Origin of the sequence: Rhizobium sp. RSm-3 (assembly GCF_001854685.1) — a bacterium.
Lineage (GTDB): Bacteria > Pseudomonadota > Alphaproteobacteria > Rhizobiales > Rhizobiaceae > Rhizobium > Rhizobium ecuadorense.
Genome location: NZ_MAWZ01000014.1, coordinates 88,817 through 113,426, shown reverse-complemented (window position 1 = coordinate 113,426; position 24,610 = coordinate 88,817). Strand labels below are relative to the sequence as shown.

The window sequence follows — 24,610 nt, the reverse complement described above, 5'->3', positions numbered from 1 at the left end:
TTTGGCTCGAACCATAGAGACAATCAAACCAAACGAATGCGCAAACTACATCCGAAACGCAGGATATGGGTCAACCTAAATGCAAAACGGTCTAGGCAACGAAAAATGGAATGCCGTGAGCGATATCAGGAGGGTCTAGCCAGGCAATCTCCTAAAGCTGACATCTACACCGGATCAACCATCCGGAGCCGGTGGGCCATGGCCGCCGCGGCGCCGCGGCTGGGGACGGCGAGTTTGCTCAAGATGTTGGAGACATGGACGCTCGCCGTTTTCGACGAGATGAACAGATTATCGGCGATCTGCCGATTGCTCTGTCCGGCGGCGACAAGCCGGAGCACCTCGAATTCCCGATCCGTCAGGCCGAGCGGCGCCTTCGGCAGGCTGCCTTCTTTCTCGCCTCGCAGATCAATGCGGGCCTTTGCAGCCAGCGTCTCGATCTGATTGCAGAGGAGGCGAGCGCCGATCGACTGGGCAAGCTCCGCACCTCGCCTGAAATGGCCCGCACCTCTGCCGCGCTTGCCGGCATTCACCGCAGCGCTCCCGGCCTGCATAAGAGCATACGCCTGCCGAAAGGGCTGGTTCAAATCGGCCCAGCTTCGGGCAGCTGTTTCCCAGGTGTCGAGGTCGGAAACCGTCGCGCGCGACATCTCAGCCGAGAGGTTGAGCCTCTCGGCTTCCTCGATCACGTTGCGGCACGGGGTCCGGGCGGCAAGGTCCGCAAGCTGCCGGGCGACATCTTTCCGGTTGGTATCGACGGCGACGCGCATGGCCGAGGCCAGGAGCGGCCAGGAGACGCGGCCCTGCCTCTCGAACTGGCTCGAAGCCGATCTTATCAGGACCGCAGACTGCTCCATGTCGCCCGCCAGCGCACGGCTTTCGATATCGAATCGCAAAAGATTGGCCGCCATGCGGCCCGCGACCTGAGGGCCGGGTGGCAGAGCGCGCAAGGAGCTTGCCGCTGCGGCGATGCGATCCGGATCTCCCGATACCAGGGCAATCTCCGCCTGGCATTCGAAAACATGAACCAGCCCCAGCGGCAGCGGATCCAATGCCGCCATCCGTTCGCATGTCTCCACGGCTTCGGAAACGCGGCCGACGGCGAGCAAGGCGCGGCACAAGGGCGAACCCACGATGGCTCCGATATACCGGGCCTGGCCGAACTCGACGGTCCGCGCAAAGATCGCCGGTCCGATGTCGATGATCTCGGCATAGTCTCCGGTCTCAAGCAGGGCCTGCAGCAGGGCTGCGCCCGCCAGCACCTCGACGCGGCCGATGGAGGCTTGCCCGGCGCGCTTAGCCACGCTCAAAAAGCCATCGATCCGAGAACTGTCCGAGGCCATGTCCACGGATGCCGCGACGATCAACGCCTCGATACGATATTCCTCGTCATCGAGCCTCTCCGCCAGATCCTTCAGTTCGGCGCCCAAGAGCCTGGCGCGATCGAATTCTCGCCGCAATATCAGCGCCCGGGAAAACTGCCCCAGTCCGTCCGCGCGCAGCCTTGTGGGATCGACCGCATGATAAAGCGCTCGTTCCAGATCGGCGATTTCGCCCGGAATAAGCGTGTGCTGACGCATCACCGCGCGCTGCAGAAGAAGGGCTGCCAGCTGCGCGCCGTCGCCCTCGGCATCCACTTCGGCGAGGGCACGCTCGACGAAGGCCAGCCCCTGTTCGGCTTCCGCTGCCCAGCAAGCCGCATCGGCGGCCAGTTCCAACACCCTGCAGTGATCCGCGCCGATCAGATCGGCCGCATGATCGACGTCGGGCCACGCCGCCAACACGAGCTTGAGCATCTCCATCTGATCCGCATAGGCGAAGGTGGCGGCGGCTTCTACGGCAGATTGCCAGGCCCATCGCAGGCAAGGTTCGGCCTGGCCGGCGCCGTGCCAATGGCGGGCGAGAGCAACGGCATGCCAAACCCGGTAGCTTGGAACCGGGCCGCGTTCGAGCACCTCGGCATAGCCGCGATGGATGGCCATCCTTTCGCCGGCGATCAGGTCACTCCGCACCGCCTCGTGGATCAGGGCGTGGCGGAACGCATATCCGTCGCCATCCGGTACCAAGATCCCGGCCAAAATTGCAGGCCGCAGCAATTCTGCCAGTTCGAGATCGGGCTTCTCCGTTACGCTGCGAAGAAGCGCATGCGTGATATGCGGGCCGCCAAGCGCCATCACCTTCAAGAGTTCTGCCGTCGACGCCGGCATCTCCCTGGCGGTTTTCAGCAGATAGTCGTTGAGCGAGCCGGGGAAATCCGTCCGCAAGCCTCCGCTCGCGTCGATGAGCGCCTCGGTGAAAAGCGGGATCCCGCAGCTCCGCGCATGGACCTCATTGACGACAGCGGGTGTCGGCGGGCGCCCGAGCAGGCCTTCGAGTTGGGCGGCGACTTCGGCGCGCTTCAGGCGGGGAAGCTTCAACAGCTCGGCACCCTCGGAAAGCGACAGCTCGGCGATGGTCGTCCGCAGCGCGTTGCTGCCGCTGGTTTCCTCGGGTCGGTAGGTGACGATCAGCATCAGCCGAATTTTCTTCAGCCGCGCCGTGAGGAAGCGAAGCAGATCGCATGTGGCCTGGTCGGCCCAGTGAATGTCCTCGACGACCATGACGAGCGGCATCTCGCGGGCGAGCTCTTCGAACAATTTTCGCAGCGCTTCGAACAGCCGCGCTCTTGCGATGCTCGCATCGAGCCTTTCAGAGGTCTCGCCGAATTCGGGAAGAAGCCATGCCAGCTCGCGCGCACCCTCGACGCCGACAAGCGATCTGGTGGCCGTCCCGCCGCGCAGCTGAACCAGTTCATGCAGCAAAGCGGTTACGGGCGCATAGGGCAATGCCGATTCCCGCTGCTCGATGCAGCCGCCTTTCAGGACGATAGCCCGGCCCGACAGTCGGTCGGCGAATTCTTCTACCAGCCGGCTCTTGCCGCCGCCTGATTCCGCCCCGAGAAGAATGGAGCGTTGCCGGCCGCCGGAGACATCCCGGAACGCGCTATCCATCGCATCGAGTTCGGCGACACGGCCTGAGAACAGGGATCTTCTGAGGGATGCCGACACGAAGTCCTCCGATACGTGAAGTTTAAGATTAGCAGAGATGGAGACGTAGTCATCCCATGTGTGATTTGAGCCTGCCCTACGCAAAATGCCCGATGCGGCACCCCTGCCTTAGCCCCATTATGAAAATGCCTGCCGGTACCAGGACCCAAGGCGCCGCTTCACCCGATACAAATAAAGGATGCCCCAAGTGACTGAACGCATTATCAAGTTTGACGAGGTCGAGATCGCCACACAGGCATTTGGCAACCCGGCGCATGAGCCGATCCTGTTGATCATGGGCGCGATGGCGTCGATGCTGTGGTGGCCGGATGAGTTCTGCCAAAAGCTCGCCGCTCAGAAATATTATGTCATCCGTTACGACAATCGAGACACCGGCCGTTCGACGATCTATCAGCCCGGGGAACCGCCCTACACAATGGACGACATGGCTGAGGATGCCGTCAGGGTACTGGATGGCTACGGCATTGACCGCATCAATCTGATCGGAATGTCGCTGGGCGGCACGATTGCCCAGATCGCAGCGCTCTCCCATCCCGAACGCGTCAAGACGCTGACGCTGATGTCCACCACGCCGATGGGTGTTGATACAAGCGCTCTGCCGCACACCACTGACGCCTACATGGCGCACGCCCAGACGGGCGAGACCGTCGACTGGACAGACAATGCCCAGGTGATCGAATTCCTTGTCAAAGACACCCGGATGATCGCCGGGGTGGCGCACCCTTATAACGAACACCAGGCGCGTGCCTTTGTCGAACGGGATGTCAAACGGGCGAAAAACTTCGTCAGTGCCACCAATCATTTCATGCTGAGGGGCGGCCAGGCCCTGAAAGGAAAATTGGCTGAACTGGCCGCGCCTCTCCTTGTCTTCCACGGAACGGCCGACCCGATTTATCCGGTTGAACACGGCGAGCTGCTGGCGCGAACCGTCCGAGGCGCGAAGCTTGTCCGGCTCGAAGGCGGCGGGCACGAAATTCATCCCGATGATTGGCAAGAGATCGTTTCCGCTATCGACACCCACTTGCGGTGATCCGAGACGTGGCAGGGGCGTGCCGATCGATGGCTACGCCCTTCCGTACATCCGGCTCGCGCGCAACAGGCGTTGCGAATAGGGGTGTTCGACCGCACCTCTTCGCAATGCCTCGATATCGACCTGTTCGACGATCTCGCCCGCCTCCATGATGGCGACGCGGCTGCACATGTGGGAGACGACGGCGAGATCGTGGCTGACGAGCAGATAGGTGAGGCCGCGCTCCTTGCGCAGATCCTGCAACAGATTGAGGATTTCGGCCTGCACCGAAACGTCGAGCGCCGATGTCGGCTCGTCGAGAAGCAGCACGTCGGGATTGAGCATCAAGGCCCGGGCGATCGCCACGCGCTGGCGCTGGCCGCCGGAGAGTTGATGCGGAAACCGATAGCTTAGCGCCGGATCGAGGCCGACCGATCGCAGCACGGCGTTGACGTCGACCGAATTGGTGTCGAGCCCCTGGTTGCGCAGCGGCTCCAGCAGTTGCGAGCGGATGGTCTTGCGCGGATGGAGCGATCCGTATGGGTCCTGAAACACCATCTGCACTCGCCGATAGAACGGCCGGCTGCGCTGGCGCTCCAGCGTCTCGCCCTGGAGTTCGATGTGACCGTCATAATTGGCGTTGAGACCGGAGAGCGCCCGGAGAACTGTGGATTTGCCGCAGCCGGATTCGCCGACGAGGCCAAAGGCCGTGCCGCTCTCGATGGCGAGGTTGACGTCTCTGACGACGGGCCGCTGGCCGTGTCCGAAACGGATGGTGAGATTGTCGATCCGGATCATCGTGACGCCTCCGCGAGGTCATTGAGCCAGGCGGGATCGCGCGTCAGGATCGGGAGCCGGGCCGGCGGATCCTCTATCGTCGGCAGGGAGGCCAGAAGCCCTTGCGTATAAGGGTGTTTCGCCTTGTCGAGATCGCGCGCCTCCAGCACTTCCACGACGCGGCCGGCATACATGATGAGGACGCGGTCGCAGAAATTCCGGATGAGGTTGAGGTCATGGCTGATGAAGATCAGGCCGAGATTGCGGCGTGAAACGAGTTCGTCGAGCAGGGCCAGGATCTCGAGCCTGACCGTGACATCAAGCGCTGATGTCGGCTCGTCGGCGATCAGCACTTCCGGTTCGGCGATCAGCATCATGGCGATCATCACGCGCTGGCCCATGCCGCCCGATATTTCGTGCGGATAGAGGCGGGCGACGCGCTCGGGATCGCGGATCTGCACTGCTTCGAGCATATCGAGCGCTTGGGTGTAGGTCCTTTTCGCGCTGACCTTGGGATGGTGGAAGCGGTAGGTCTCTGCGATCTGTTCGCCGATGCGCATAACCGGATTGAGCGAATATTTCGGGTCCTGCAGGATCAGGCCGATCCGCCGTCCCCGGATCGTCATCATCTTTCGTTCATCCGCCTTGATGAGGTCGACGTCGCGAAATGTCATTCGCTCGGCGCTGACCACCGCGGTCGGCGGCAGCAGTTTCATGATCGCCCGGCCGACGGTCGATTTTCCCGATCCGGATTCGCCGACGATGCCGAGTTTTTCCTGCCCGAGCGCGAAACTGACGCCGCGCACCGCGCGCATGTGGCCGCCGCCATAGGCGATTTCGAGGTTGCGGATATCGATCAGGGGCTCTGTCATTCCGAACCTCTCGGGTCGAGCACGTCGCGAAGAGCATCGCCGACGAGGTTGAAGGCGAGGCTGACGAGTGCAATGGCGATACCGGGTGCGGCGATCACCCAGGGGCTGTCGAGCATGAACTCGCGGCCGCTGGCGGCCATCGAGCCCCATTCCGGCCATGGCGGCTGCGCGCCGAGGCCGAGAAAGCCGAGACCGGCGGCAGTGATGATGATGCCGGCCATGTTGAGGGTGACGCGGACGATCACCGAGGGAATGCACATCGGCAGGATGTGGCGGGTGATGATCGCAAGTGATGTCGCGCCCTGCAGGCGCACGGCGGCGATATAATCCGCCTTGCGCAGGCTGAGCGTTTCGGCACGCGCCAGCCGGGCGATCGGCGGCCAGGCCGTCAGCGAAATGGCGATGATGGCGTTGGTGATGCCCGGGCCGAGCGCTGCCGCAAAACCGAGCGCCAGCACGAGGCCGGGGAAGGATAGGAAGATATCGGTGACGCGCATCAGGATTTCATCGACGATACCGCCGAAATAACCCGAGACTGTGCCGATCAGCAGGCCGAGCGGTGCGACGATGATCGTCACCAGCATGATGATGTAGAGCGTCGTGCGGGCGCCGTAGATTACCCGGGCAAAGACGTCGCGGCCGAAATTGTCGGTGCCGAGAAAATGGGCTGCCGACGGCGGCGCAAGCCGCCCGGCCATATCCTGCACGATCGGATCGTAGCTCGTCAGCAGAGGCGCGGCCGTCGCCACAACGATGAGGAGCACGATGATAAACAGGCCCGCCAAACCAAGCGGATGCAGACTGAACTTCAGCCAACCCTGGTGGATCTGCTGCATCGACGACTGAAACCAGCCCTGAGGTTCCGGCGCCAGCAGCCATTTGTGGAGGCCGCCGGCATTGGCGCTGTCTGCGTCTTCGGTGGAGATCGTCATGGCGTCACCGTGTTCTCGGGTCAAGAATGCGATAGAGGACGTCCGACAGGATGTTGATGGTCAGGAAAACGGCGCCGATCGTCAGCACCGAACCCATCACGACGTTCATGTCGTTCATCTGCAGGCCGCGGGTGAGGTACTGGCCGAGCCCCGGCCAGCCGAAAACCGTCTCGATCAACACCGCGCCCTCGAGCAGCCCGCCGAAGGTCAGCGCCAGGATCGTCAGGAGTTGCACGCGGATGTTCCGGAAGGCATGGCGCCAGACGACCTTGCGGGTGCCGAGCCCCTTGGCCCGCGCGGTGATGATATATTCCTGGCTCAGTTGCTCCAGCATGAAACTCCGCGACATGCGGCTGATATAGGCGACGGAGTAATAACCGAGGATCGCCGCAGGCAGGATGATGTGGCCGAGCGCGTTGTGAAAAACGTCCCATTGGCCCTGTATCGCCGCGTCGATCAGCAGAAAGCCGGTCATCGGCGTGACGAGGCCCTCGTAGAAGACGTCGATCCGGCCGGATGCGCCGACGAGTTTCAGCTTGGCGTAGAACAGGAAGAGCGCCATCAGCCCGGTCCAGAAGATCGGGATGGAGTGGCCGGCAAGCGCGACGATCCGGGCGATATGATCGATGATCGTTCCGCGCCTGACGGCAGCCGTGACGCCTAAGGGAATACCGATGACGGCGCCGATGATCATGGCGATGATCGCAAGCTCGATCGTGGCGGGAAAGATCGTCATGAGATCGGTGAGGATCGGCTGGCCCGTCGTCGCCGCCGTGCCGAGATCGCCTGTGGCGACCTTCCCGACATAGGAGAAGAACTGCATCCAGATCGGCTGCCCAAGTCCCAACTCGTTATAGACCCGATCATAGACCTCCTTGCTGACCTCCGCCCCGGTGATGGCCAGTACCGGATCGGCAGGCAGCAGACGGCCCATCGAAAAGGTTAGGAAAAGCAGGCCGAGCAGCGTGGTGACGATAGCCACCACGCGCCCTGCCAGGCGCCGCAGCAGGCTCGTCAAGGGGTGCGGGGCCGCATCGGCAAACCCGCCCGCCCTGGAATGACGGCTCTCCTGCTTCGATGTCAGATCGGCGCTTGCCACGCGCTCTACTCCTTGGTCACGTCATGCCAGCGCGTCGACCAGGTCGTATGGCCGTGATAACCCTTGACGTTGGCGCGCATGACATAGGGGTCGGTTCGCTGGAAGAAGATGACGAGCGGTGCGGCCATTCCGGCGTAGATGCCGTCCATCTTCTTGAAGATATCGGTGCGCTTTTCCGTGTCCCGCTCCTTCATCGATTGATCGATGAGCGTGTTGAGCTCGTCCACCTTCATGCCCGTGCGCCAGAGATAATAGCTGCCGAGGCGCGCCTCGTCGCTATTGTCTGGGTTGTAGGCATATTGCGTGGCGACGGCGAAAGGATCGGGCAGACGGGCGCCGGAATTGCCGAGCAACACTTCGAATTTGCGCTCGCGGAAGGCGGGCGTGAATTCGCCGGGCACCAGATCGAGTTCGAGGCCGGCGGCCCGGGCGCTCGCCTGCAGCGCTTCGGCGAAGGGCAGGGTCGGGGCACCCGACGGATTGAGCACCTTCTTCAGGCCGTTCGGATATCCGGCCTCCGCCAGCAGCTGCTTGGCTTTGGCGGGGTCGTAATCGTAGCGGGCGGCAGCCTCATCGGGCGCGCCGATCATGCCGCGCGGGATCATCGACTGCCAGGGAAAGCCGGTGTGGCGCATGATATTGCCGGAGATTGCCTTCCAGTCGAAGGCGTGTTGGAAGGCCTCGCGAACCTTCGGCTTCTGCAGATCAGGGTCTTTTTGGTTGAGGGCGATGTAATAGAAGCCGAGACCCGGGACATTGTCGATGACCATATCCTTGTTGGTGGACAGCGCATCGAGATCGCCGCTTGCCACATACTGGCCGACATCGACGTCGCCGGCTTCGAGCTGCAGCCGGAGATTGCCGGATTCGGGAATGTGGCGGGCCACGACGCGGGCCATGGCCGGCTTGCCGCCCCAATATTTCGGCTGCGCGTTGAAGATCGCCACGTCGTTCGGCCGCCACTGCGCCAGGCTGAACGGACCGCTGCCGGCGGAATTGGCCGAAAGCCAGGCGCCGCCGAAATCACCGTTCGCCTCATGCGACAGCACCGTCTTCTTGTCGACGATGCCGATCGACGAGCCGGCCAGCGAATAGAGCACCAGGTCGGTATTCACCGACTGCGGCAGCTCGATCTCCAGCGTATGGTCGTCCTTTGCCCGAACGAGCTTTTCGACGTTTTCGGGCGTGAACCCCCAGAGTGCGACGTCGGTGGAGCCGACCTGGCCCATCTTGATGACGCGCTGGATCGACCAGGCGGCATCCTCGGCGGTCACCTTGTTGCCGCTCTGGAAGACGGCGTCGTCGCGCAGGGTGAGTGTGATGATCTTGCCGTCCGGCGAGACGCTCCATTGCGTCGCAAGCATCGGCTTCAGCGTCTTGAGATCGTCAGGCGACAGTTGCACGAGGTTGTCGTAGAGGTTCGAGATCAGCTCGGAAACCGTGCGGGCATTGTTCTGGGCCGGATCGAGCGTCCGGATACCGGTGAGGTTGGTGCCGATCACCAGCATATTGGGCGGTGACGCCGCCAAGGCAGGCTGCGCACCCATCAGGGCGCCGGTAAGTGCGATCGTTGTCAGTAGCTGTTTCAGCATCTCTAGACCTCCCAATCCTGTTATTTGCGAAAATACCGTTGAGTTCAGCCGGCCGCCTTGGCAGATTGCTGGCGCTCCGGATCCGTTTGAATGCTGCCCTCGGCCTCCCAACCTCGAAGCAGCCGATGAAGTTCCTCACGATCTTGCTGGTCGAGCAGCGGCAATCCCGGCACGCGCACGGGGCCGACATCGAGGCCGGAATAGGTGACGGCCTCTTTCACGACGGTCACGTTGGCGCCGTTGCGGAATTTCGTCCGCATCCGCTCGAATGGTTCGAGCGTGTTGACGATCGCCCGTGCCGCGGCAAAGTCGCCTTTTTCGAGCGCGGCGTGGACGGCAAGCGAAAGCCGCGGTGCAACATTGACGAGGCCCGAAGTGAAACCGCGCGCGCCGGCTGCGGTGAATGTCGGCGCCCAGCTCTCCGCCAGGCCGCAGACGAACAGCGCGCCATCAGGATCGGCCGCGGGGATCGCCCGCGACAGCAGCATCAGATCGGTCGTGGCGAACTTGATGCCAGCAATATTGCGGTGGTTGGCGAGACGGACGATATCCTCGACACCGAAACCTTCGGCCCTGACATAGGCGACGAGCGGCAGGGTGGACGCGTCGGCAAGTTTGCAGAAGTAGCCGATCTGGGCCGAAGGTGCCGCGAAAGGATCGACCGGCTGATGCGACATGACGGCGGAGGCGCCCATCGCCGCCGCATCCCTCGCCATGCCGATCGCCTCGCGCAGCGACCGGCCGATGGCAGCCGTCACCGGCGCCCGGCCATCGACGCCCGATACCGCCGCCTCGTGGACGATCCGGATCTCCTGCGGCGTCAGGGCATAGAATTCGCCTGTATTGCCGGCAGCGACGATGTTGTGAATGCCCGCTGCCGCTACCCGCGCATAAACCTTGGCCGTAATCCGAGGTTCGACTTCGCCTTTACCGTCATAGGCCGTGACGGGAACGCCCGACACGCCCGTAAGCGCCTTGCGCATGATCGCGATGCTCATTTTTCTTTCCCCGTTAGCTTTCCATCCAGATGATCGTCATCCGAAGCGGAAGGGCGGCAGCCCCTCCGCATCCACATCGAAGGCGATGACCGTGCCCGCCTCGAAACGTCCGGTGCGGTCCGTCGACAGGCTGGTGACGAAGAGGGTCCGGAGATCCGGCCCCCCGAAACACGGCATTGTCGGTGCCGGGACCGGCAGAATGTAGATCTCGACGATTTCGCCTTCGCTCGATATGCGGTTGAGGCGGCCGGCGGAGACGCCGGCGCTCCAGTAAAATCCATCGCGATCGGTCGTCGCCCCGTCCGGCCGCCCCTCTTCTTCGGTGAAGCCGCGCAGGCGACGTCCTTCACCGAGGCTGCCCGTCTCAGGATCGAAGTCGAATGCCTGCAGGAAACATTGGCGGCTGTCGGAGTGATACATCTGCCGGCCGTCCGGCGACCAGGCGAGGCCATTGGAGCTCGTCAGTCCCGTTGCAACCGTCCGCGTGCTGCCATCGGCGCCGACGCGGTAAAGAGCGGCCTCTTCGATCTGCGGCTTGGCTTCGCTGATCGAGCCGACCCAGAAATGTCCGTCCGGGCCGACCTTTCCATCATTGAGCCGGCCAATCATCTCGCGCCCGACCGGGTCGCATAGGAATTCGATATCGCGGGAGGCCGGATCGAAGAGATGGACGCCCGTCTGGAGGCCAACGACGATCCTGTGATCGCGGCAAAGCCCGAGGCTGCCGACCGCCGCCGGCATGTCGAAGCGGTCGATCTTTCCCGAAGCCGAGAGCCGCACGACAGCCGGCGCCAGAATGTCGACGAACCACAGCGTGCCGGTCTCGTCGTCCCATACCGGCGATTCACCGACCGTCAGCGGTTGCTCGATCACGGAACGGACTTGCGGGTGGATGATCCGAGGCGCCGTCATTCGGCCGCCTCCAGGCTTTTGGCCAAACCTTCGGCGTCACGCATGCGGATGGTGCCGTCGTGGTTGATCTCACAAAATCCGCCACCCTGGAACGCAAGCGCGACCGGCCCTTCGGATCCCTGTTCGATGCGGGCGTGATCGCGCGGCCGGTCTTCCGGTTGGTAGCCGAGCCTCCTCGCCAGATCATTGTCCCACCATTTCTCGTCGGTATCGGAAACACCGTAGACCACCGTCGCCGCGATCAACGGATGAGTGAGCCCGATCCGCACCAGTTGCGCCAGGTCGCGTGCGCTGATCCAGATCGCGACCGATCGCTCGCTGTTGGGATAGGTGCCGGCATTGCCGATACGGATGGAAAGGGAGCGAATGCCCGAGGTGTCGTAGTAGAGCCCCGCCACCAGTTCGCCCCAGCATTTGGAAAGCCCATAGGGGCTGTCGGGGCGCATGGGATCGAGCGGCGAGATGATTTCGCCACGCGGATAGAAGCCGGTCGCATGGTTGCTCGATGCATAGACGACCCGCTCGACCTTGTTGATCCGTGCCGCTTCGTAGAGATTGTAGGTCCCAAGCACATTTGCGTGCAGAATGGCGTTCATGTCGATGCCGCTGGCGATGCCGGCGAGATGAACGACGCCGTCGATATCCTTCAGGGCAGCCGTTGCCTCGTCGAGCTTTGTAAGGTCGGCTCTTACGAAGGTCTCGTTTTCGCCAAGCCCGTTGGGCTCCTGCAGATCGATCAGGCTGACGTGCTCGAAATGCGAGCGGAGCAGCGGGCGCAGCAGCGTTCCGACACGCCCAGTAGCCCCCGTCACAGCGATCCGTTTCATCATCCGTCCTTCCATTATCGCTCAACCCCCTGAAACATGCGGGCGCGGGCGTTCAATATGTGTTTCTTCATCGCATCGTGCGCTTCGGTTTCCCGCCGTGCGAAGATCGCCTCGACGATCACCGCATGCTCGTCCTGGACGCTGCGAATCTGCTCCAGCGTCCGTTTCAAGCTCAGGCTTCGCGTGACGGAATGCCCGATAGCGAAATGCGGCCTGAACCATTCGCGAACGGTGATGTGGAACTGGTTGCCGGTCGCCATGGCGATGGCATCATGCAGAACCTGATCCTCCTCGGCGCCGAGCTCTCCGTTTCGCAGACATTGCTCGATCGAAAGAAGCGCTGCCGTAATCCTCTCCTTGTCGGCCGGCTGCCAGTTTCGCGCGGCAAGCTCCGCCGCCTCGGCCTCGAGGCCGGCGCGGAACTCAAAGAACCGCTGGACATCGGCGAGTGATCCGACCGGCACCATTTTCAGCATCGACGAGTCCGGTCTTTGCCTGACATAAGAGCCCGAGCCCTTGCGCGAAACGACCAGGCCATCGGCTCTCAGGCGTTCGAGCGCTTCGCGAACGACAGGCCTCGATGCGCCGAAATCGGCGGCGAGCTTGGTCTCCGACGGCAGCCGTTCGTTCACCGGAAAATTGCCGTCGGCGATCATCCCCACGATCTTCTCGTAGATGATGTCGCTGAAGCGCGTTGCGCCCCTGTTCGAAACGGCGTCGACCGCGAATGTCATTATCGTCCTTTTCTCTGAACGCTATCGGCTCTTGCAACTGCCGACCGATGCCGTCTGCGTGGAAGTGTACAGCTTCTGACAGATTTCTGTCATTTATTCGCTTCTGCCTTGCTATCGGCGCGGGAAAACCCGGTTCCATTGCAGCATCGCTACAAAATTTGTAATTATCTGTCAACTCTTGTAATCATTTGGGAACGTGTCTATGGTTCGGTCCCAGCGCCGAGGAGGGTGCGGGCGGCAGGTCGGGAGCCTGCCGCATCAGCCGGTTCAAAAGGTGTGCCGGCTTAGAAAGGGAGGAACTCGATGCCCAATGAAATTCTGTCGCGCGGCGTTACCCGCCGCACTGTGCTTGGTGGCATGGCGGGCGTCGCAGCCTTGTCCATCGCCGGTCGCGTCTCTGCCGCCGCAGGCGGCGAAGCGCCGGCACTTGCGCAGCTTGTGAAGGACGGAAAACTGCCGCCGCTCGCCGAGCGGCTGCCGAAGAAGCCGATGGTCGTCAAGCCGTACGAGAAGGTCGGCACCTATGGCGGCTCGCTGCGCCGCGGCCTTCGCGGTTCGTCCGACCACAACGGCATCCTGCGCATGGTCGGCAACCAGAGCCTGGTGCGCTGGAACCTCGAATTTACCGCCGTGGAGCCGAACCTTGCCGAGCGCTGGGAAGTCAGCGACGACGCGACGCAATTCACCTTCCATCTGATCGAAGGCGTGCGCTGGTCGGACGGCCATCCCTTTACGGCCGATGACGTGGTTTTTGCGATCGAAGACTGCGTCAAGAACACCGAACTCTACAGCTCGACACCGGCGCAGCTTGCCGTCGCCGGCAAGCCGGTCACCGTCGAGAAGGTCGACGATTATACCGTGAAGTTCACCTTTGCGGCGGCCAACGCCCTTTATCTCGAAAACCTCGCCACGCCGCTCGGTCAGCATCCGACGCTCTTTCCGAAGCATTACTGCAGCCAGTTCCTGCCGAAATATAACCCCAACATCGAAGCCGACGCGAAGAAGGCCGGCGTCACCAGCTGGACGGAACTGTTCCGCAGCCGCTGCGGTGACATCGAGATCCCATCACGCTGGGGCAATGTCGACAAGCCGACGCTCGATCCATGGGTGGTCAAGGAGCCCTATGCCGGTGGTGCGACGCGTGTTGTCATGACCCGAAACCCCTATTTCTGGCAGGTCGACACCGAGGGCAATCAGCTTCCCTATATCGACGAAATCAATTTCGGCATCTCGCAGGACGTCGAATCGCTGATGCTGAATGTCATCTCGGGTAAGATCGACATCCAGGAACGCCATATCAGCGTGCTTGCCAACAAGCCGACGCTGTCGAAGAACATGGAAAAAGGCGATTATCGCCTGCTGACGCTCGTGCCTTCGGCCTCGCAGCAGTGCCAGATCTATTTCAACATAACCCACAAAGATCCGGCGATGCGCAAGATGTTTGCGGACAAGGCGTTCCGTCAGGCGCTGTCGATCGGCATCAATCGGCCGGAACTCATCGACATCGTCTATTTCGGGCAGAGCGAACCCTATCAGGCCGGGCCGCGTCCGACCCATCCCTGGTATAACGAGAAATATGCGCGCCAGTTCACCGAATTTGACGCCGACAAGGCGGGCGCGATGCTCGATGAGGCCGGCTACAAGAAAGGCGGCGACGGCTTCCGCCTCCGGCCGGACGGCCAGAAGGTGTTCTTCTCGATCGACGTCATTCCGACGCTCTATCCCGACCTCGTCGACGCGCTCGAACTGGTCAAGACGCATTGGGCGCAGATCGGCATCGACATGAAGGTCAACACGATCGAGCGAGCTCTTTATTACACCCGCGGCGACGACAATGCCCATGACGCGCAGGTATGGCCTGGCCCCGGCGGCCTCGATCCGATGCTCGATCCGCGCGATTTCTTCGCTTTCCATCCTCAGGGGTCGCGTTACGCCATTCCATGGACGCTTTGGTACACCTCCAACGGCGCACGCGGCGAAGAACCGCCGGAAAGCCAGAAGAAGCGGATGAAACTCTTCGACGAGGCGCGTTCGACGGCCGACCTCGACAAGCGCGGTGCGATCATGAAGCAGATCTTCGATATCGCGGCGGAAGAATTCGAGACCGTCGGGCTTTGCCTGGCCGTCGGCGGCTTCGGCATCATCCGCAACAATCTGCGCAATGTTCCCGAGAAGGAGCCGGACAGCTGGTCCTGGCCCAATCCGGGGCCGGCAATGCCGCAACAGTTCACCTTCACGAGCTGATTTTGATTGAGCGCCGTACCCACGGTACGGCGCTTTCCTCGGTTTGCCTTCCCCTTGCCGACCCCGATGGCCGGCAAGGCCCGGTGGGCAACGTTAGTGCAAGAGGCGCCTCATGCTGGTCTTCATCGCCAAACGCTTGCTATGGATGATTCCATCGCTTTTCGCCGTCAGCTTTCTCGCTTTCGTACTGATCCAGCTGCCGCCGGGCGACTATGTCACCACCTATATCGCAACGCTGGCAGCCTCCAACGAGATCGTCGATCAGAACACGGCCGCGCAACTGCGTGAGCGTTTCGGGCTCGGCGATCCGATGCTTGTCCAATATTTCAAATGGATATGGGGCATCCTCTCGCGCGGCGATTTCGGTATTTCCTTCGAGTGGCAGCAGCCGGTCTCGGACCTGATCTGGGAGCGCATGGCCCTGACGCTCGTGCTGGCTCTGTCGACCTTGATCGCCACCTGGGCGATCGCCTTGCCGATCGGCGTCTATTCCGCCGTGCGCAAATATTCGATCGGCGACTATTTTTTCACCGCCTTCACCTTTTTCGGCCTGGCCGTTCCGTCCTTCCTGCTGGCGCTGGTGCTGATGTATGTCGCGGCGGTTGAATTCGGCCAGGATGTCGGCGGCCTGTTTTCGCCGGAATACGAGAACGCGGCCTGGAGCTTCGCCAAGATGGGCGATCTTTTCTCCCATCTCTGGCTTCCCGTCATCATTCTCGCCGTCTCCTCGACAGCAAGCCTTATCCGCGTCATGCGCGCCAACATGCTCGATGAACTGCCGAAGCCTTACGTGACGACAGCACGGGCAAAAGGTCTGTCGGAGTTTCGGCTGCTGATGAAATACCCGATGATGATCGCGCTCAATCCGTTCATCTCGACGATTGCCTGGCTGCTGCCCAACCTCATTTCCGGCTCGGTGGTCGTCGCCATCGTTCTCAACCTGCCGACGGCCGCCCCCTTGCTGCTGCAGGCGCTGATGGCCCAGGACATGTATCTGGCCGGCGCTTTCGTTCTGCTCATCTGCGCGCTGACGCTGATAGGCTCGCTGATCAGCGATATCCTGCTTGCGCTGGTCGATCCCCGCATCCGGTTGGAATAGGAGCCGATATGGCCGACATTACCGTTACAAATATACAGCCGGATCGCGCCGCCGTCGCATCGCAATGGCAGCTGATCTGGTGGGCTTTCCGCCGACACCGGCTGGCCATGGTGGCGCTCGTCGTCACCGTGATGATGTATATCGTCGCCCTGGTCCCCGGTTTCTTCGCCATCAACGATCCGAACCTGCAAAATGCCCGGGCGACCTTTCACCCACCGCAAAAGTTGCATCTGATCGATACTGAGAACGGCTTCTCCTTCGGCCCGCATTATTATCCGATGAAGCTGACCCGCGATCCGGAAACGCTGGCCGCCATCTTCAAGGAAGACACGACGAAGCGCGTCGACGTCCAGTTCTTCGGGCGCGGCTATGAATATTCCGTCTTTGGACTGTTCAACACCAACATCCATCTGATTGCTTCGCCCGACAAGACCACGCCGCTGCTTCTCTTCGGCGCCGACAGGCTTGGGCGCGATGTTTTCAGCCGGACGGTGCAGGGCGCGCAGGTTTCGCTCTCGATCGGCCTCGTCGGTGTCTTCCTGTCGTTGATGCTCGGCATCGTGATCGGCGGCATCTCGGGATATTACGGCGGCCGCATCGATTTCATCATGCAGCGCGTGATCGATTTCGTGCTGTCTCTGCCGACGATCCCGATCTGGCTCGCCATGGCCGCGGCCCTGCCGCAGGACTGGCCGGCGACGCTGCAATATATGATGATCACGATCATCCTGTCGCTGACCGGCTGGGCGCAGCTCGCCCGTGTGGTGCGCGGCCGCTTCTTGTCCCTGCGCACGGAGGAGTTTGTGGCGGCCGCGAGACTCGACGGCGTACGCGAAAGACGCATCATCTTTCGCCACATGCTGCCGAGCTTTGCCAGCCACATCATCGCATCGATCACCCTTGCGGTGCCGGCGATGATCCTTGCCGAGACCTCGCTTTCCTTCCTCGGGCTCGGGCTGCAGCCGCCGACCATCTCCTGGGGCGTGCTGCTGCGCGAGGCCCAGAACATTCGCTCGATCGCTACCGCGCCCTGGCTCTTCATGCCCGGCTGCGCCGTCGTGGTTGCCGTGATGGCGCTCAACCTCCTCGGCGACGGCCTGCGCGATGCGGCCGATCCCTATAACAAATGAGGCCGGCATGACCGATATCGTACCCATTGCCGGCAGGCCGCTGCTCGAGGTGAAAAACCTGACCGTCGAATTTCCGCTGCGCACCGGCGTCTTCCGCGCCGTCAGCGATCTGTCTTTCTCGATCGAACCGGGCAAGACACTCTGTGTCGTTGGCGAAAGCGGATCCGGCAAGTCGGTGACGGCGCGTTCGATCCTGCAGATCGTCGATGCGCCCGGCCGCATTGCGGCCGGATCGATCGTCCTCAACGATCAAAACGGCGGCTCGACCGATCTGACCAGCCTCAATCCGCGCGGGCGCCAGATCCGGGCGATCCGCGGCCGCGACATCGCCATGATATTCCAGGAGCCGATGTCGTCGCTGTCGCCGATCCACACGGTCGGCAACCAGATCGTCGAGGCGCTTCGCCTCCACACCAGGATGAGCAAGGCCGAGGCGCGCGCTGAGGCCATATCGCTGCTGAAGCAGGTCGAGATTCCCTCGCCGGAAAAGGCATTGGACCGCTATGCCTTCCAATATTCCGGCGGGATGCGCCAGCGCGCGATGATCGCCATGGCGCTCGCCTGCAAGCCGCAACTCCTGATCGCCGACGAGCCAACCACGGCCCTCGACGTGACGACGCAGGCGGAAATTCTCGACCTAATCGCCCGGCTGCAAAAAGCCAACGGCATGGCCGTTCTGTTCATCACGCATGATATGGGCGTCGTGGCGCAGATCGCCGACGACGTGCTTGTCATGCACCACGGCGTCGCCAAGGAATATGCGCCGGTCGAGCAGATCTTTCATGCGCCGCAGGACGACTATACCCGCATGCTGATTGGTTCGGTGCTGAAGCTGGAGCAAAAGGCCGAAATCCGCCTGGCGCGTGCGCCGCTCGACAGGACGGCGGCGCCGATCCTCGAGCTGCGCAACGTCTCGATGGATTTCGGCGAGGTGAAAGCGCTGGACGATGTTTCCATCTCGCTTTTGCCGGGCGAGACGCTCGGCATCGTCGGCGAGAGCGGATCCGGCAAGACGACGATGGGCCGCTCGATCATGCGGCTGCTCGATCCGACAGCAGGCGAAATTCTCTATCGCCGCGCCGACGGCGGCATCATCGATCTGGCAACGGCAAAAGGCCAGACGCTGGCCGAGGCGCGCCGCGAATTGCGCATGGTGTTTCAGGATCCTTTCGGCTCGCTCAACCCGCGCATGACCGTCTCGCAGATTATCGGCGAGCCGCTGCTCGTCAACGGCGTCGCCAAAGGGCGGGCGCTGGATGAGCGGGTCTGCCACCTCATGGAGCAGGTCGGCCTCGATCCGCGGGCGCGCGAACGTTACCCGCACGCATTCTCCGGCGGTCAGCGCCAGCGCATCGGCATTGCCCGCGCCATCACGCTCAATCCGCGCGTCATCGTCGCCGACGAGGCAACCTCGGCGCTCGACGTCTCGGTGCGTTCGCAGGTGCTCGACCTGCTGATGCGCCTGCAGGACGAGCTTGGCCTCGCCTATATCTTCATCAGTCATGATATCGGCGTCATTCGCTACATGTGCGACCGTGTCGGCGTCATGTACAAAGGCCAGCTCGTCGAAATCGGCGAGGCGGAACAGGTCTGCCGCACACCCGAGCATGCCTACACCCAGGCGCTGATATCGGCGATCCCGCGCCCCGATCCGCGCGACCGCGATCATTCCAGACGCTTCCGCTATGTCGCGCCAGATAACCTGAAGCCAGGCAATCTCAAGCCCGACAATCTGAAGAATGGAAGTTCTCAGAGATGAAAATCACCGGAATCCGCACGTTTCTCATGCACGTCGGTCAGCCCGATCCTTCGAGCTGGGCTTCCGATCATCGTCCGGGCGGCGCGGCCTCCAAGCAGTTCGGAGGCACCCGGAACTGGCTCTTTCTGAAGATCGATACCGATGAGGGCATCACCGGCATCGGCGAGTGCTCGGGCTGGCCGCGTGTCGTCGAGACGGCGATCCATGATCTTGCACCTCTCCTCATCGGTGAGGATCCGGCTCATATCGAACGGCTGTGGCAGAAGATGCATATCGCCATGATGGGCCATGGCATGCTCGGGACGGTCGGAGGCGGTGCGATGACCGGCATCGACATGGCGCTCTGGGACATCAAGGGCAAGGCGCTCGGCGTGCCTGTCTGGATGCTGCTCGGCGGCAAGGTGCGCGACCGGATTCCGATTTATTCCCATGCCAATACGCCCGAGCGTGCGCTTGCTCTCAAGGAACGCGGCATCAAAGCGATCAAATGCGGCGGGGTCGCAGACCCGGTCCGCAAGGTTGCGGCGCTGCGCGATGCCGTCGGCGACGACATGGATATTGCCATCGACCTGCATGGGCCGCCTTGGCTGACGCCTGCGGATGCCTGCCGGCTGGTGCGGGCACTCGAACCCTATGAGCTGATGTGGGTGGAAGATCCGATCGCGCCGGAAAATATCGACGGCTACCGTCGCATCCGCGACGCAGCGCATGTGCCGCTTGCTGCCGGCGAGCGCTCGGCGACCATCTTCGGCGAGCGCGAGCTCATCGAGAAGGAGCTGGTCGACGTGATCCAGCCGGACACCGGCCGGGCCGGCGGCATCACCCAGATGAAGAAGATCGCCGCCATGGCCGAGGCCCATCATATCCAGATGGCGCCGCATTCCGGTTCGCTGGGGCCGGTGGCGGAATATGCGGCGCTGCATCTGCTGGCCGCCATCCCCAACGCCCTCATTCTCGAGCGCCTCGACGACGACTGGGACGGCCGCCGCCAGACGATCGTGCCGCATCCGCAGCAGGTCGACGGCCTGATCGCCGTTCCCGATGGCCCGGGGCTCGGCTGCGATATCGACGAGGAATTCGTGGCGCGATTCCCGAGCGCCGGCAATGTCTCGGTGCCGCAAGCCGCCGGCGCCTACAATCCCGGAACCGACAACGAGCATGTCTATGTGCAGACGCGCGTGGCGCGCCGCAGCTATTTCAATCGCTAGAAGGACAGAATGATGAAGATCGACCGCATGCGGGTTTTCATGACCCGCGACAAGGACCGTCCGCGCGTGATCGTCGCGCTCGATACCGATGACGGGCTGACGGGCTGGGGCGAATGCTACAATCACGGCCCCGACAAGGCGCTGCCGCCGCTGCTCGATTATCTCTACGCCTTCGTGGCCGGCCAGGATCCGACACGTGTCGATTATCTCGTCAACCTGCTGATCCAGCAAAGCCGGTTCCCGCCGGGCGCGCTCGGCCTTGCCGCGATCTCCGCGCTTGATCATTGCCTATGGGACCTTGCGGCCAAGGCGGCGAACGTCCCGGTCTACAAGCTGCTCGGCGGCGAGGTGCGAGACCGCATCAAGGTCTACGCCGGGGTCTACACCGCGCCCGATGCGCCGGCGGCCCGCGACGAGTTCGATCGCCTGAAGGAGGGATGGGGGTTCACCGCCTTCAAGCTCAGCCCATGGCGGATCGACATGCATGCCAATCGCTGGGGCAATGTCGTCAAAGCCTCGGCGGATTATTTCCGCTCGTTGCGCGAGACGGTCAACGACGAATACGAGATCGCCTTCGACGCTCACGCCAAGATTTTCGAACCGATCGCCGCGCGCCAGCTCGGCAATGCCCTGGCGCCTTATGATCCGCTGTTTTTCGAGGAACCGCTACGGCCCGAGAATATCGAGGCCTGGGGCGATCTGAAACAGGGCCTCAACTGCGTGCTCGCCACCGGTGAATCGCTGTACAGCAGAAACGAGTTCCTGCGGCTGCTGCAGGTCAAGGGCGCCGATCTCATCCAGCCGGATATCTGCGTCGTCGGCGGCATCAGCGAAATGCGCCGCATTGCCACGCTCGCCGAAGCTTTCTTCGTCGGCGTTGCCCCGCACAACCCGATGGGTCCGCTTGCGACAGCCGTCAACGTGCATTTCTCGGCCGCGGCGCAGAATTTCCGCATTCTCGAATACCGGCTGCCGAAGGGCCAGGCCTATGTCTATGGTGGCAACGATATCGAAAAGCGGGAGGGGGAAACCCGTTACGTCGTCGATCCCTATCTGCCGAAGGATGGCTATCTCGAACTGCGCCCGGATCGGGCCGGTTGGGGCGTCGAGATGGACGAAAAGGCGATGCAGGAGGAAGGCTACATCCACTGGCAGCGGCGCGTGCCGAAGCGGCCGGACGGTTCTTACGCCTTCGCCTGAAGACGTGACTCGAAAATCGAAAACTGGTCGCTGCCGCATGAGGCCAGTTTCTTTTATGCTCTAAGCATCTTTCGGCAGCACCGAGCGAACCCTTGCGATGAAGACGTGGAAGTCTTGCATGAACTTGCGAAGGAAGTCTGCGGTGGACTCGTTCGTGACCTCGCCGTCATCGGTGATCAGCCCCGGAGTGAATTGGATGTAAGCTTCCGGGGCGTTCATCTGGGGAGAGTTGCAGAAACTCAGCACGCTGCGCAAATTCTGCTGGGCGACGGCGGTGCCGATCGCGCCCGGCGAGGTGCCGATAACCGCCGACGGCTTGCGTGTGAACGAGTTGGTGCCGTAGGGGCGGCTCGCCCAGTCGATTGCGTTTTTCAGCCCGCCGGGTATGGATCGATTGTATTCGGGCGTGACGAACAGCACGGCGTCGACGGCCGCGATATCAGCCTTGAATGCCTTGCCGGCCGGAGGATAGTCGGCGTCAAAGTCGTAGCTGTAGAGCGGCAGATCCTTGAAGGATATCTCCGACATTTCAAGTTCCGGCGGAGCAAACCGCACCAACGCTTTGGCAAGCTTGCGATTGATCGAGCCCTTGGCGAGGCTGCCGATGAGATAGCCGACTTTATGGGTGGTCATGGCGTTCTCCAATATCACGGATGACAGGGACGTATCATACGCAGGAATCATAGAAGGGCTCTGTTGTGCTTCAAGCACAAGCAACTAATCGCCGATGAAAGTGACCGTCTCGGCGAGCGGGGCGCGGCCCGTGTGGGCAGAACTTACCGCGGGGTCTTCGTACCCGATCGACATGCCGCAGAAGAGGACGAGCCCGTCCGGGGGTGACAGGACCTCCGCGACCGTCTCACGAACCTGTGACCACGCCATCTGCGGGCAACTGTGCAGTCCTTCGGCGCGCAGCAGCAGCATGACGGTCTGCAGATACATGCCGACGTCGGCCCATTGGGGTAGGCCGAGGTCACGGTCGATGTAGCAGAACAGGGCGGCGGGCGCGCCGAAGCAGTTCCAGTTGGCGATCGCTGCCCGCTGGCGCGCCTCCCAGTCCTCGCGCGCAATGCCGAGCGCGCTGTAGCGCTCTTTGCCGAAGGCGGATCTGCGCTCCCCGTACGGGGACTTGAGCGCGGGCGGGTACATCTCGTACTGCCGTTTGTCCCAGGGGTCGCCGTGGGCCACACGCTCGACGGCTGATGTCTTGAGTTCGGCCAGCGACGCGCCGGTCATCACGTAGGTGTTCCACGGCTGGATGTTCGATCCCGACGGCGACCAGGCCGCGGCGGCCAGCACGCGCTCAAGTATCTCCCTCGCCACAGGCTTATCTTTGAATCCACGCACCGATCGTCGGCTCGTGACTGCCTCATATACGTCCATGATCGCGTCCTCCTGACCGTTCCATTCCTGATGTGATTGATTATCTCCATTCGCAATGGAGGCGTAATCACACCGTGGTCTAGGAGGCCTACATCAAACGTCCATCAGGGACCGATGCGTCCGACCTGATGCCTGCAAGATCATCCTCGGCAGAATAGGAGACCGATCACGCGCGGCAAGAGTAAGGCTTCGTCATTTCGCCGGATGCCCGGCCCGGATGCGGTCTGCCGGGGAGCGGCGGCGCGATCCGAAGATGTCGGCGAGCGTATCGAGCATCGTCCTGGCCATGCCGGATTGAAGTGAATAATAGATCGTCTGCGCAGCCCTTCGCGTCTGCACGAGCCCTTGTTCTCGAAGGATTGCCAGATGCTGGGAAGTCGAAGATTGACTCAATCCGACTTCATCAGCCAGGACGGTCACGGACACTTCTCCCTCGGTCAACAGATGCAGAATGTGAAGCCGTTTGGCGTTCCCCATGGCCGACAGGAAGTTTGCTTCGATGTCGAACGCGTTGGTTTCAGGGGAAGGCGCGGCTGGCGATAGAGTGTTCAGGCGTGATCTCCTTTATAAAATTGAAGCCGGGCTTGAGGTCATATCCCCGAGCTTTAATTTAGAGATAACGCATGGGTGCCGGTGTGAAACCCATTGCCGGCGCCGCGCCGTCTTTTTCAACGCAAATCGGATACGGCGCGCATCAAATGGACAGGCAATTGATAAAATTAACGCGAGACAGCCTGCCGCATTTGCGCCGGCAGCGTCTCCCAGGCCCGGATCAGCTCGCCGATCGAGGCGGCCTCCATCTTGTGCATGACGTTGCTGCGATGCAGCTTGACCGTCACTTCGCTGATGCCGAGATCGAAGGCGATCTGCTTGTTGAGGCGTCCGCGCGCCACTTCGTGCAGAACTTCGCGCTCGCGCTGCGTCAGCGTCTCCAGGCGTTTGACATTGCGTTTGGCGATTGCGGCTTCGGCCCGTCGTTCGGCATCCATCGCAATGGCCGCAGTGATGGCGTCGAGCAGCGTCTGGTCCCGCACCGGCTTGGTGAGAAAATCCACTGCACCTGCCTTCATCGCCTGGACGGTCATCGGAATATCGCCGTGGCCGGTCAGAAAAATGATCGGCTTGGAAATGCCGCTTTCGGCCAGATGGCTCTGCAGGTGAAGGCCGCTTGCTCCGGGCATACGCACATCGAGGATCAGGCAGCCGGGGTTTTCCAGGATATCGGCATCAAGCAATTCGCGGGTCGAGGCAAAACTGAGCGACTGAAAACCCGCCGACAGGATCAACTCCGACAGCGCCTCGCGAACCGATGCATCGTCATCGACGATAATGACGAGCGGCTGATCCTCTTCATATCTGACCTGCAATGATGACGGCGCCGATCTCCGCAGCAACGGCTGGTCAACTCTCATGTTACCCTCCATCTCTCGATTGATGTAAAGCATTGGCGATAGCCGCCAGCAGGGCCTGGGCATCGAAGGGCTTGCGGAAGAAACCGCCGCCTCCCTGGGCACGGCCCTGATCGGCTATCTCGTGGCGGCCAGTGATCAGGAAAACCGGCAACTCGGGACGCGATTTTCTCACAAGGTCACGAAGTTCGAAGCCGTCGATGCCGGGCATTCCGATATCGGTGATGAGCAGGTCGAAGTCCGACAGCCCGCTGACGAGCAGCGAGCCCGCCGACGGGAAGCCGCGAGCCACGTAACCCGCCGATTCCAGCAGGTCGCCCATCGATTCCAGCAGTCTTGGATCGTCATCGACAATTGCGACGACATGTCTTGTCTCGGTCAT

The 24,610-nt window shown here is 62.1% G+C and carries 22 protein-coding genes; 7 read left to right on the top strand and 15 right to left on the bottom strand.

Going from position 1 to position 24,610, the window contains the following annotated elements:
* Window positions 1-164: 164 nt before the first annotated feature.
* On the bottom strand, window positions 165-3,044 hold the full coding sequence (locus BBJ66_RS16175; RefSeq protein WP_071088302.1) for a helix-turn-helix transcriptional regulator: 2,880 nt from the start codon (window positions 3,042-3,044) through the stop codon (window positions 165-167).
* A gap of 187 nt (window positions 3,045-3,231) precedes the next feature.
* Between BBJ66_RS16175 and BBJ66_RS16170 the strand changes: the two genes are divergently transcribed.
* The gene (locus tag BBJ66_RS16170) at window positions 3,232-4,074 is read left to right on the top strand and encodes an alpha/beta fold hydrolase (RefSeq protein WP_071088300.1); all 843 of its coding nucleotides are present in this window, start codon (window positions 3,232-3,234) and stop codon (window positions 4,072-4,074) included.
* A 33-nt stretch (window positions 4,075-4,107) separates the two neighbouring features.
* On the opposite strand, the gene BBJ66_RS16165 is transcribed toward BBJ66_RS16170, so the two are convergent.
* Genes BBJ66_RS16165 through BBJ66_RS16125 form a run of 9 tightly spaced genes read right to left on the bottom strand, consistent with a single transcriptional unit; the run spans window position 4,108 to window position 12,796 of the window.
* On the bottom strand, window positions 4,108-4,851 hold the full coding sequence (locus BBJ66_RS16165; RefSeq protein ID WP_071088298.1) for an ABC transporter ATP-binding protein: 744 nt from the start codon (window positions 4,849-4,851) through the stop codon (window positions 4,108-4,110).
* Window positions 4,848-5,702: an ABC transporter ATP-binding protein gene (locus tag BBJ66_RS16160; protein WP_071088296.1), complete on the bottom strand. Its 855-nt coding sequence runs from the start codon at window positions 5,700-5,702 to the stop codon at window positions 4,848-4,850. Before BBJ66_RS16160 ends, BBJ66_RS16165 begins: the two co-directional genes overlap by 4 nt.
* Window positions 5,699-6,634: an ABC transporter permease gene (locus BBJ66_RS16155; RefSeq protein WP_071088294.1), complete on the bottom strand. Its 936-nt coding sequence runs from the start codon at window positions 6,632-6,634 to the stop codon at window positions 5,699-5,701. Before BBJ66_RS16155 ends, BBJ66_RS16160 begins: the two co-directional genes overlap by 4 nt.
* 4 nt (window positions 6,635-6,638) lie before the next feature.
* Window positions 6,639-7,733 (bottom strand): ABC transporter permease, encoded by a 1,095-nt coding sequence (locus BBJ66_RS16150; RefSeq protein WP_049731078.1) that lies wholly within the window; start codon window positions 7,731-7,733, stop codon window positions 6,639-6,641.
* 5 nt (window positions 7,734-7,738) lie between these two features.
* Entirely contained in the window at window positions 7,739-9,325 is a 1,587-nt protein-coding gene (locus BBJ66_RS16145) for an ABC transporter substrate-binding protein (RefSeq protein ID WP_071088292.1), read from the bottom strand.
* Between the two features lie 44 nt (window positions 9,326-9,369).
* Window positions 9,370-10,323 carry a dihydrodipicolinate synthase family protein gene (locus BBJ66_RS16140; RefSeq protein WP_071088290.1) on the bottom strand — a complete coding sequence of 318 codons (954 nt, stop codon included), beginning with the start codon at window positions 10,321-10,323 and terminating at the stop codon, window positions 9,370-9,372.
* Between the two features lie 36 nt (window positions 10,324-10,359).
* Window positions 10,360-11,235 (bottom strand): SMP-30/gluconolactonase/LRE family protein, encoded by an 876-nt coding sequence (locus tag BBJ66_RS16135; RefSeq protein WP_071088288.1) that lies wholly within the window; start codon window positions 11,233-11,235, stop codon window positions 10,360-10,362.
* A complete protein-coding gene (locus tag BBJ66_RS16130) occupies window positions 11,232-12,062 on the bottom strand; it encodes an NAD-dependent epimerase/dehydratase family protein (RefSeq protein WP_071088308.1) in 831 nt (276 codons plus the stop codon). Before BBJ66_RS16130 ends, BBJ66_RS16135 begins: the two co-directional genes overlap by 4 nt.
* Before the next feature lie 14 nt (window positions 12,063-12,076).
* Window positions 12,077-12,796 (bottom strand): FadR/GntR family transcriptional regulator, encoded by a 720-nt coding sequence (locus BBJ66_RS16125; RefSeq protein WP_017967398.1) that lies wholly within the window; start codon window positions 12,794-12,796, stop codon window positions 12,077-12,079.
* A gap of 303 nt (window positions 12,797-13,099) precedes the next feature.
* Here BBJ66_RS16125 and BBJ66_RS16120 point away from each other — a divergent pair, with 303 nt between their 5' ends.
* The 6 genes from BBJ66_RS16120 to BBJ66_RS16095 all read left to right on the top strand — a co-directional run bounded on the left by BBJ66_RS16120 (window position 13,100) and on the right by BBJ66_RS16095 (window position 21,436).
* Window positions 13,100-15,040 carry an ABC transporter substrate-binding protein gene (locus BBJ66_RS16120; RefSeq protein WP_049731082.1) on the top strand — a complete coding sequence of 647 codons (1,941 nt, stop codon included), beginning with the start codon at window positions 13,100-13,102 and terminating at the stop codon, window positions 15,038-15,040.
* Window positions 15,041-15,152: 112 nt separating this feature from the next.
* Window positions 15,153-16,139, top strand: a complete 987-nt coding sequence (locus BBJ66_RS16115) for an ABC transporter permease (protein WP_049731083.1) — start codon at window positions 15,153-15,155, stop codon at window positions 16,137-16,139.
* A gap of 8 nt (window positions 16,140-16,147) precedes the next feature.
* Window positions 16,148-17,269: an ABC transporter permease gene (locus BBJ66_RS16110; protein WP_049731084.1), complete on the top strand. Its 1,122-nt coding sequence runs from the start codon at window positions 16,148-16,150 to the stop codon at window positions 17,267-17,269.
* A gap of 7 nt (window positions 17,270-17,276) precedes the next feature.
* Window positions 17,277-19,028, top strand: coding sequence for an ABC transporter ATP-binding protein (locus BBJ66_RS16105; RefSeq protein WP_071088285.1), 1,752 nt, complete (start codon window positions 17,277-17,279; stop codon window positions 19,026-19,028).
* Window positions 19,025-20,236: a mandelate racemase/muconate lactonizing enzyme family protein gene (locus BBJ66_RS16100; protein ID WP_071088283.1), complete on the top strand. Its 1,212-nt coding sequence runs from the start codon at window positions 19,025-19,027 to the stop codon at window positions 20,234-20,236. The genes BBJ66_RS16105 and BBJ66_RS16100 overlap by 4 nt, the downstream gene beginning before the upstream one ends.
* 12 nt (window positions 20,237-20,248) lie before the next feature.
* Window positions 20,249-21,436, top strand: coding sequence for a galactarate dehydratase (locus BBJ66_RS16095; RefSeq protein ID WP_049731141.1), 1,188 nt, complete (start codon window positions 20,249-20,251; stop codon window positions 21,434-21,436).
* Window positions 21,437-21,496: 60 nt separating this feature from the next.
* On the opposite strand, the gene BBJ66_RS16090 is transcribed toward BBJ66_RS16095, so the two are convergent.
* The 5 genes from BBJ66_RS16090 to BBJ66_RS16070 form a co-directional block, all read right to left on the bottom strand.
* Entirely contained in the window at window positions 21,497-22,069 is a 573-nt protein-coding gene (locus BBJ66_RS16090; protein ID WP_071088281.1) for an NADPH-dependent FMN reductase, read from the bottom strand.
* Between the two features lie 84 nt (window positions 22,070-22,153).
* Window positions 22,154-22,819: a nitroreductase gene (locus BBJ66_RS16085; RefSeq protein ID WP_049731088.1), complete on the bottom strand. Its 666-nt coding sequence runs from the start codon at window positions 22,817-22,819 to the stop codon at window positions 22,154-22,156.
* A 192-nt stretch (window positions 22,820-23,011) separates the two neighbouring features.
* Window positions 23,012-23,371, bottom strand: coding sequence for an ArsR/SmtB family transcription factor (locus BBJ66_RS16080; RefSeq protein ID WP_049731142.1), 360 nt, complete (start codon window positions 23,369-23,371; stop codon window positions 23,012-23,014).
* 167 nt (window positions 23,372-23,538) lie between these two features.
* Window positions 23,539-24,231 (bottom strand): response regulator transcription factor, encoded by a 693-nt coding sequence (locus BBJ66_RS16075; protein ID WP_071088279.1) that lies wholly within the window; start codon window positions 24,229-24,231, stop codon window positions 23,539-23,541.
* 1 nt (window position 24,232) lies between these two features.
* The gene (locus BBJ66_RS16070) at window positions 24,233-24,610 is read right to left on the bottom strand and encodes a response regulator (RefSeq protein ID WP_049731090.1); all 378 of its coding nucleotides are present in this window, start codon (window positions 24,608-24,610) and stop codon (window positions 24,233-24,235) included.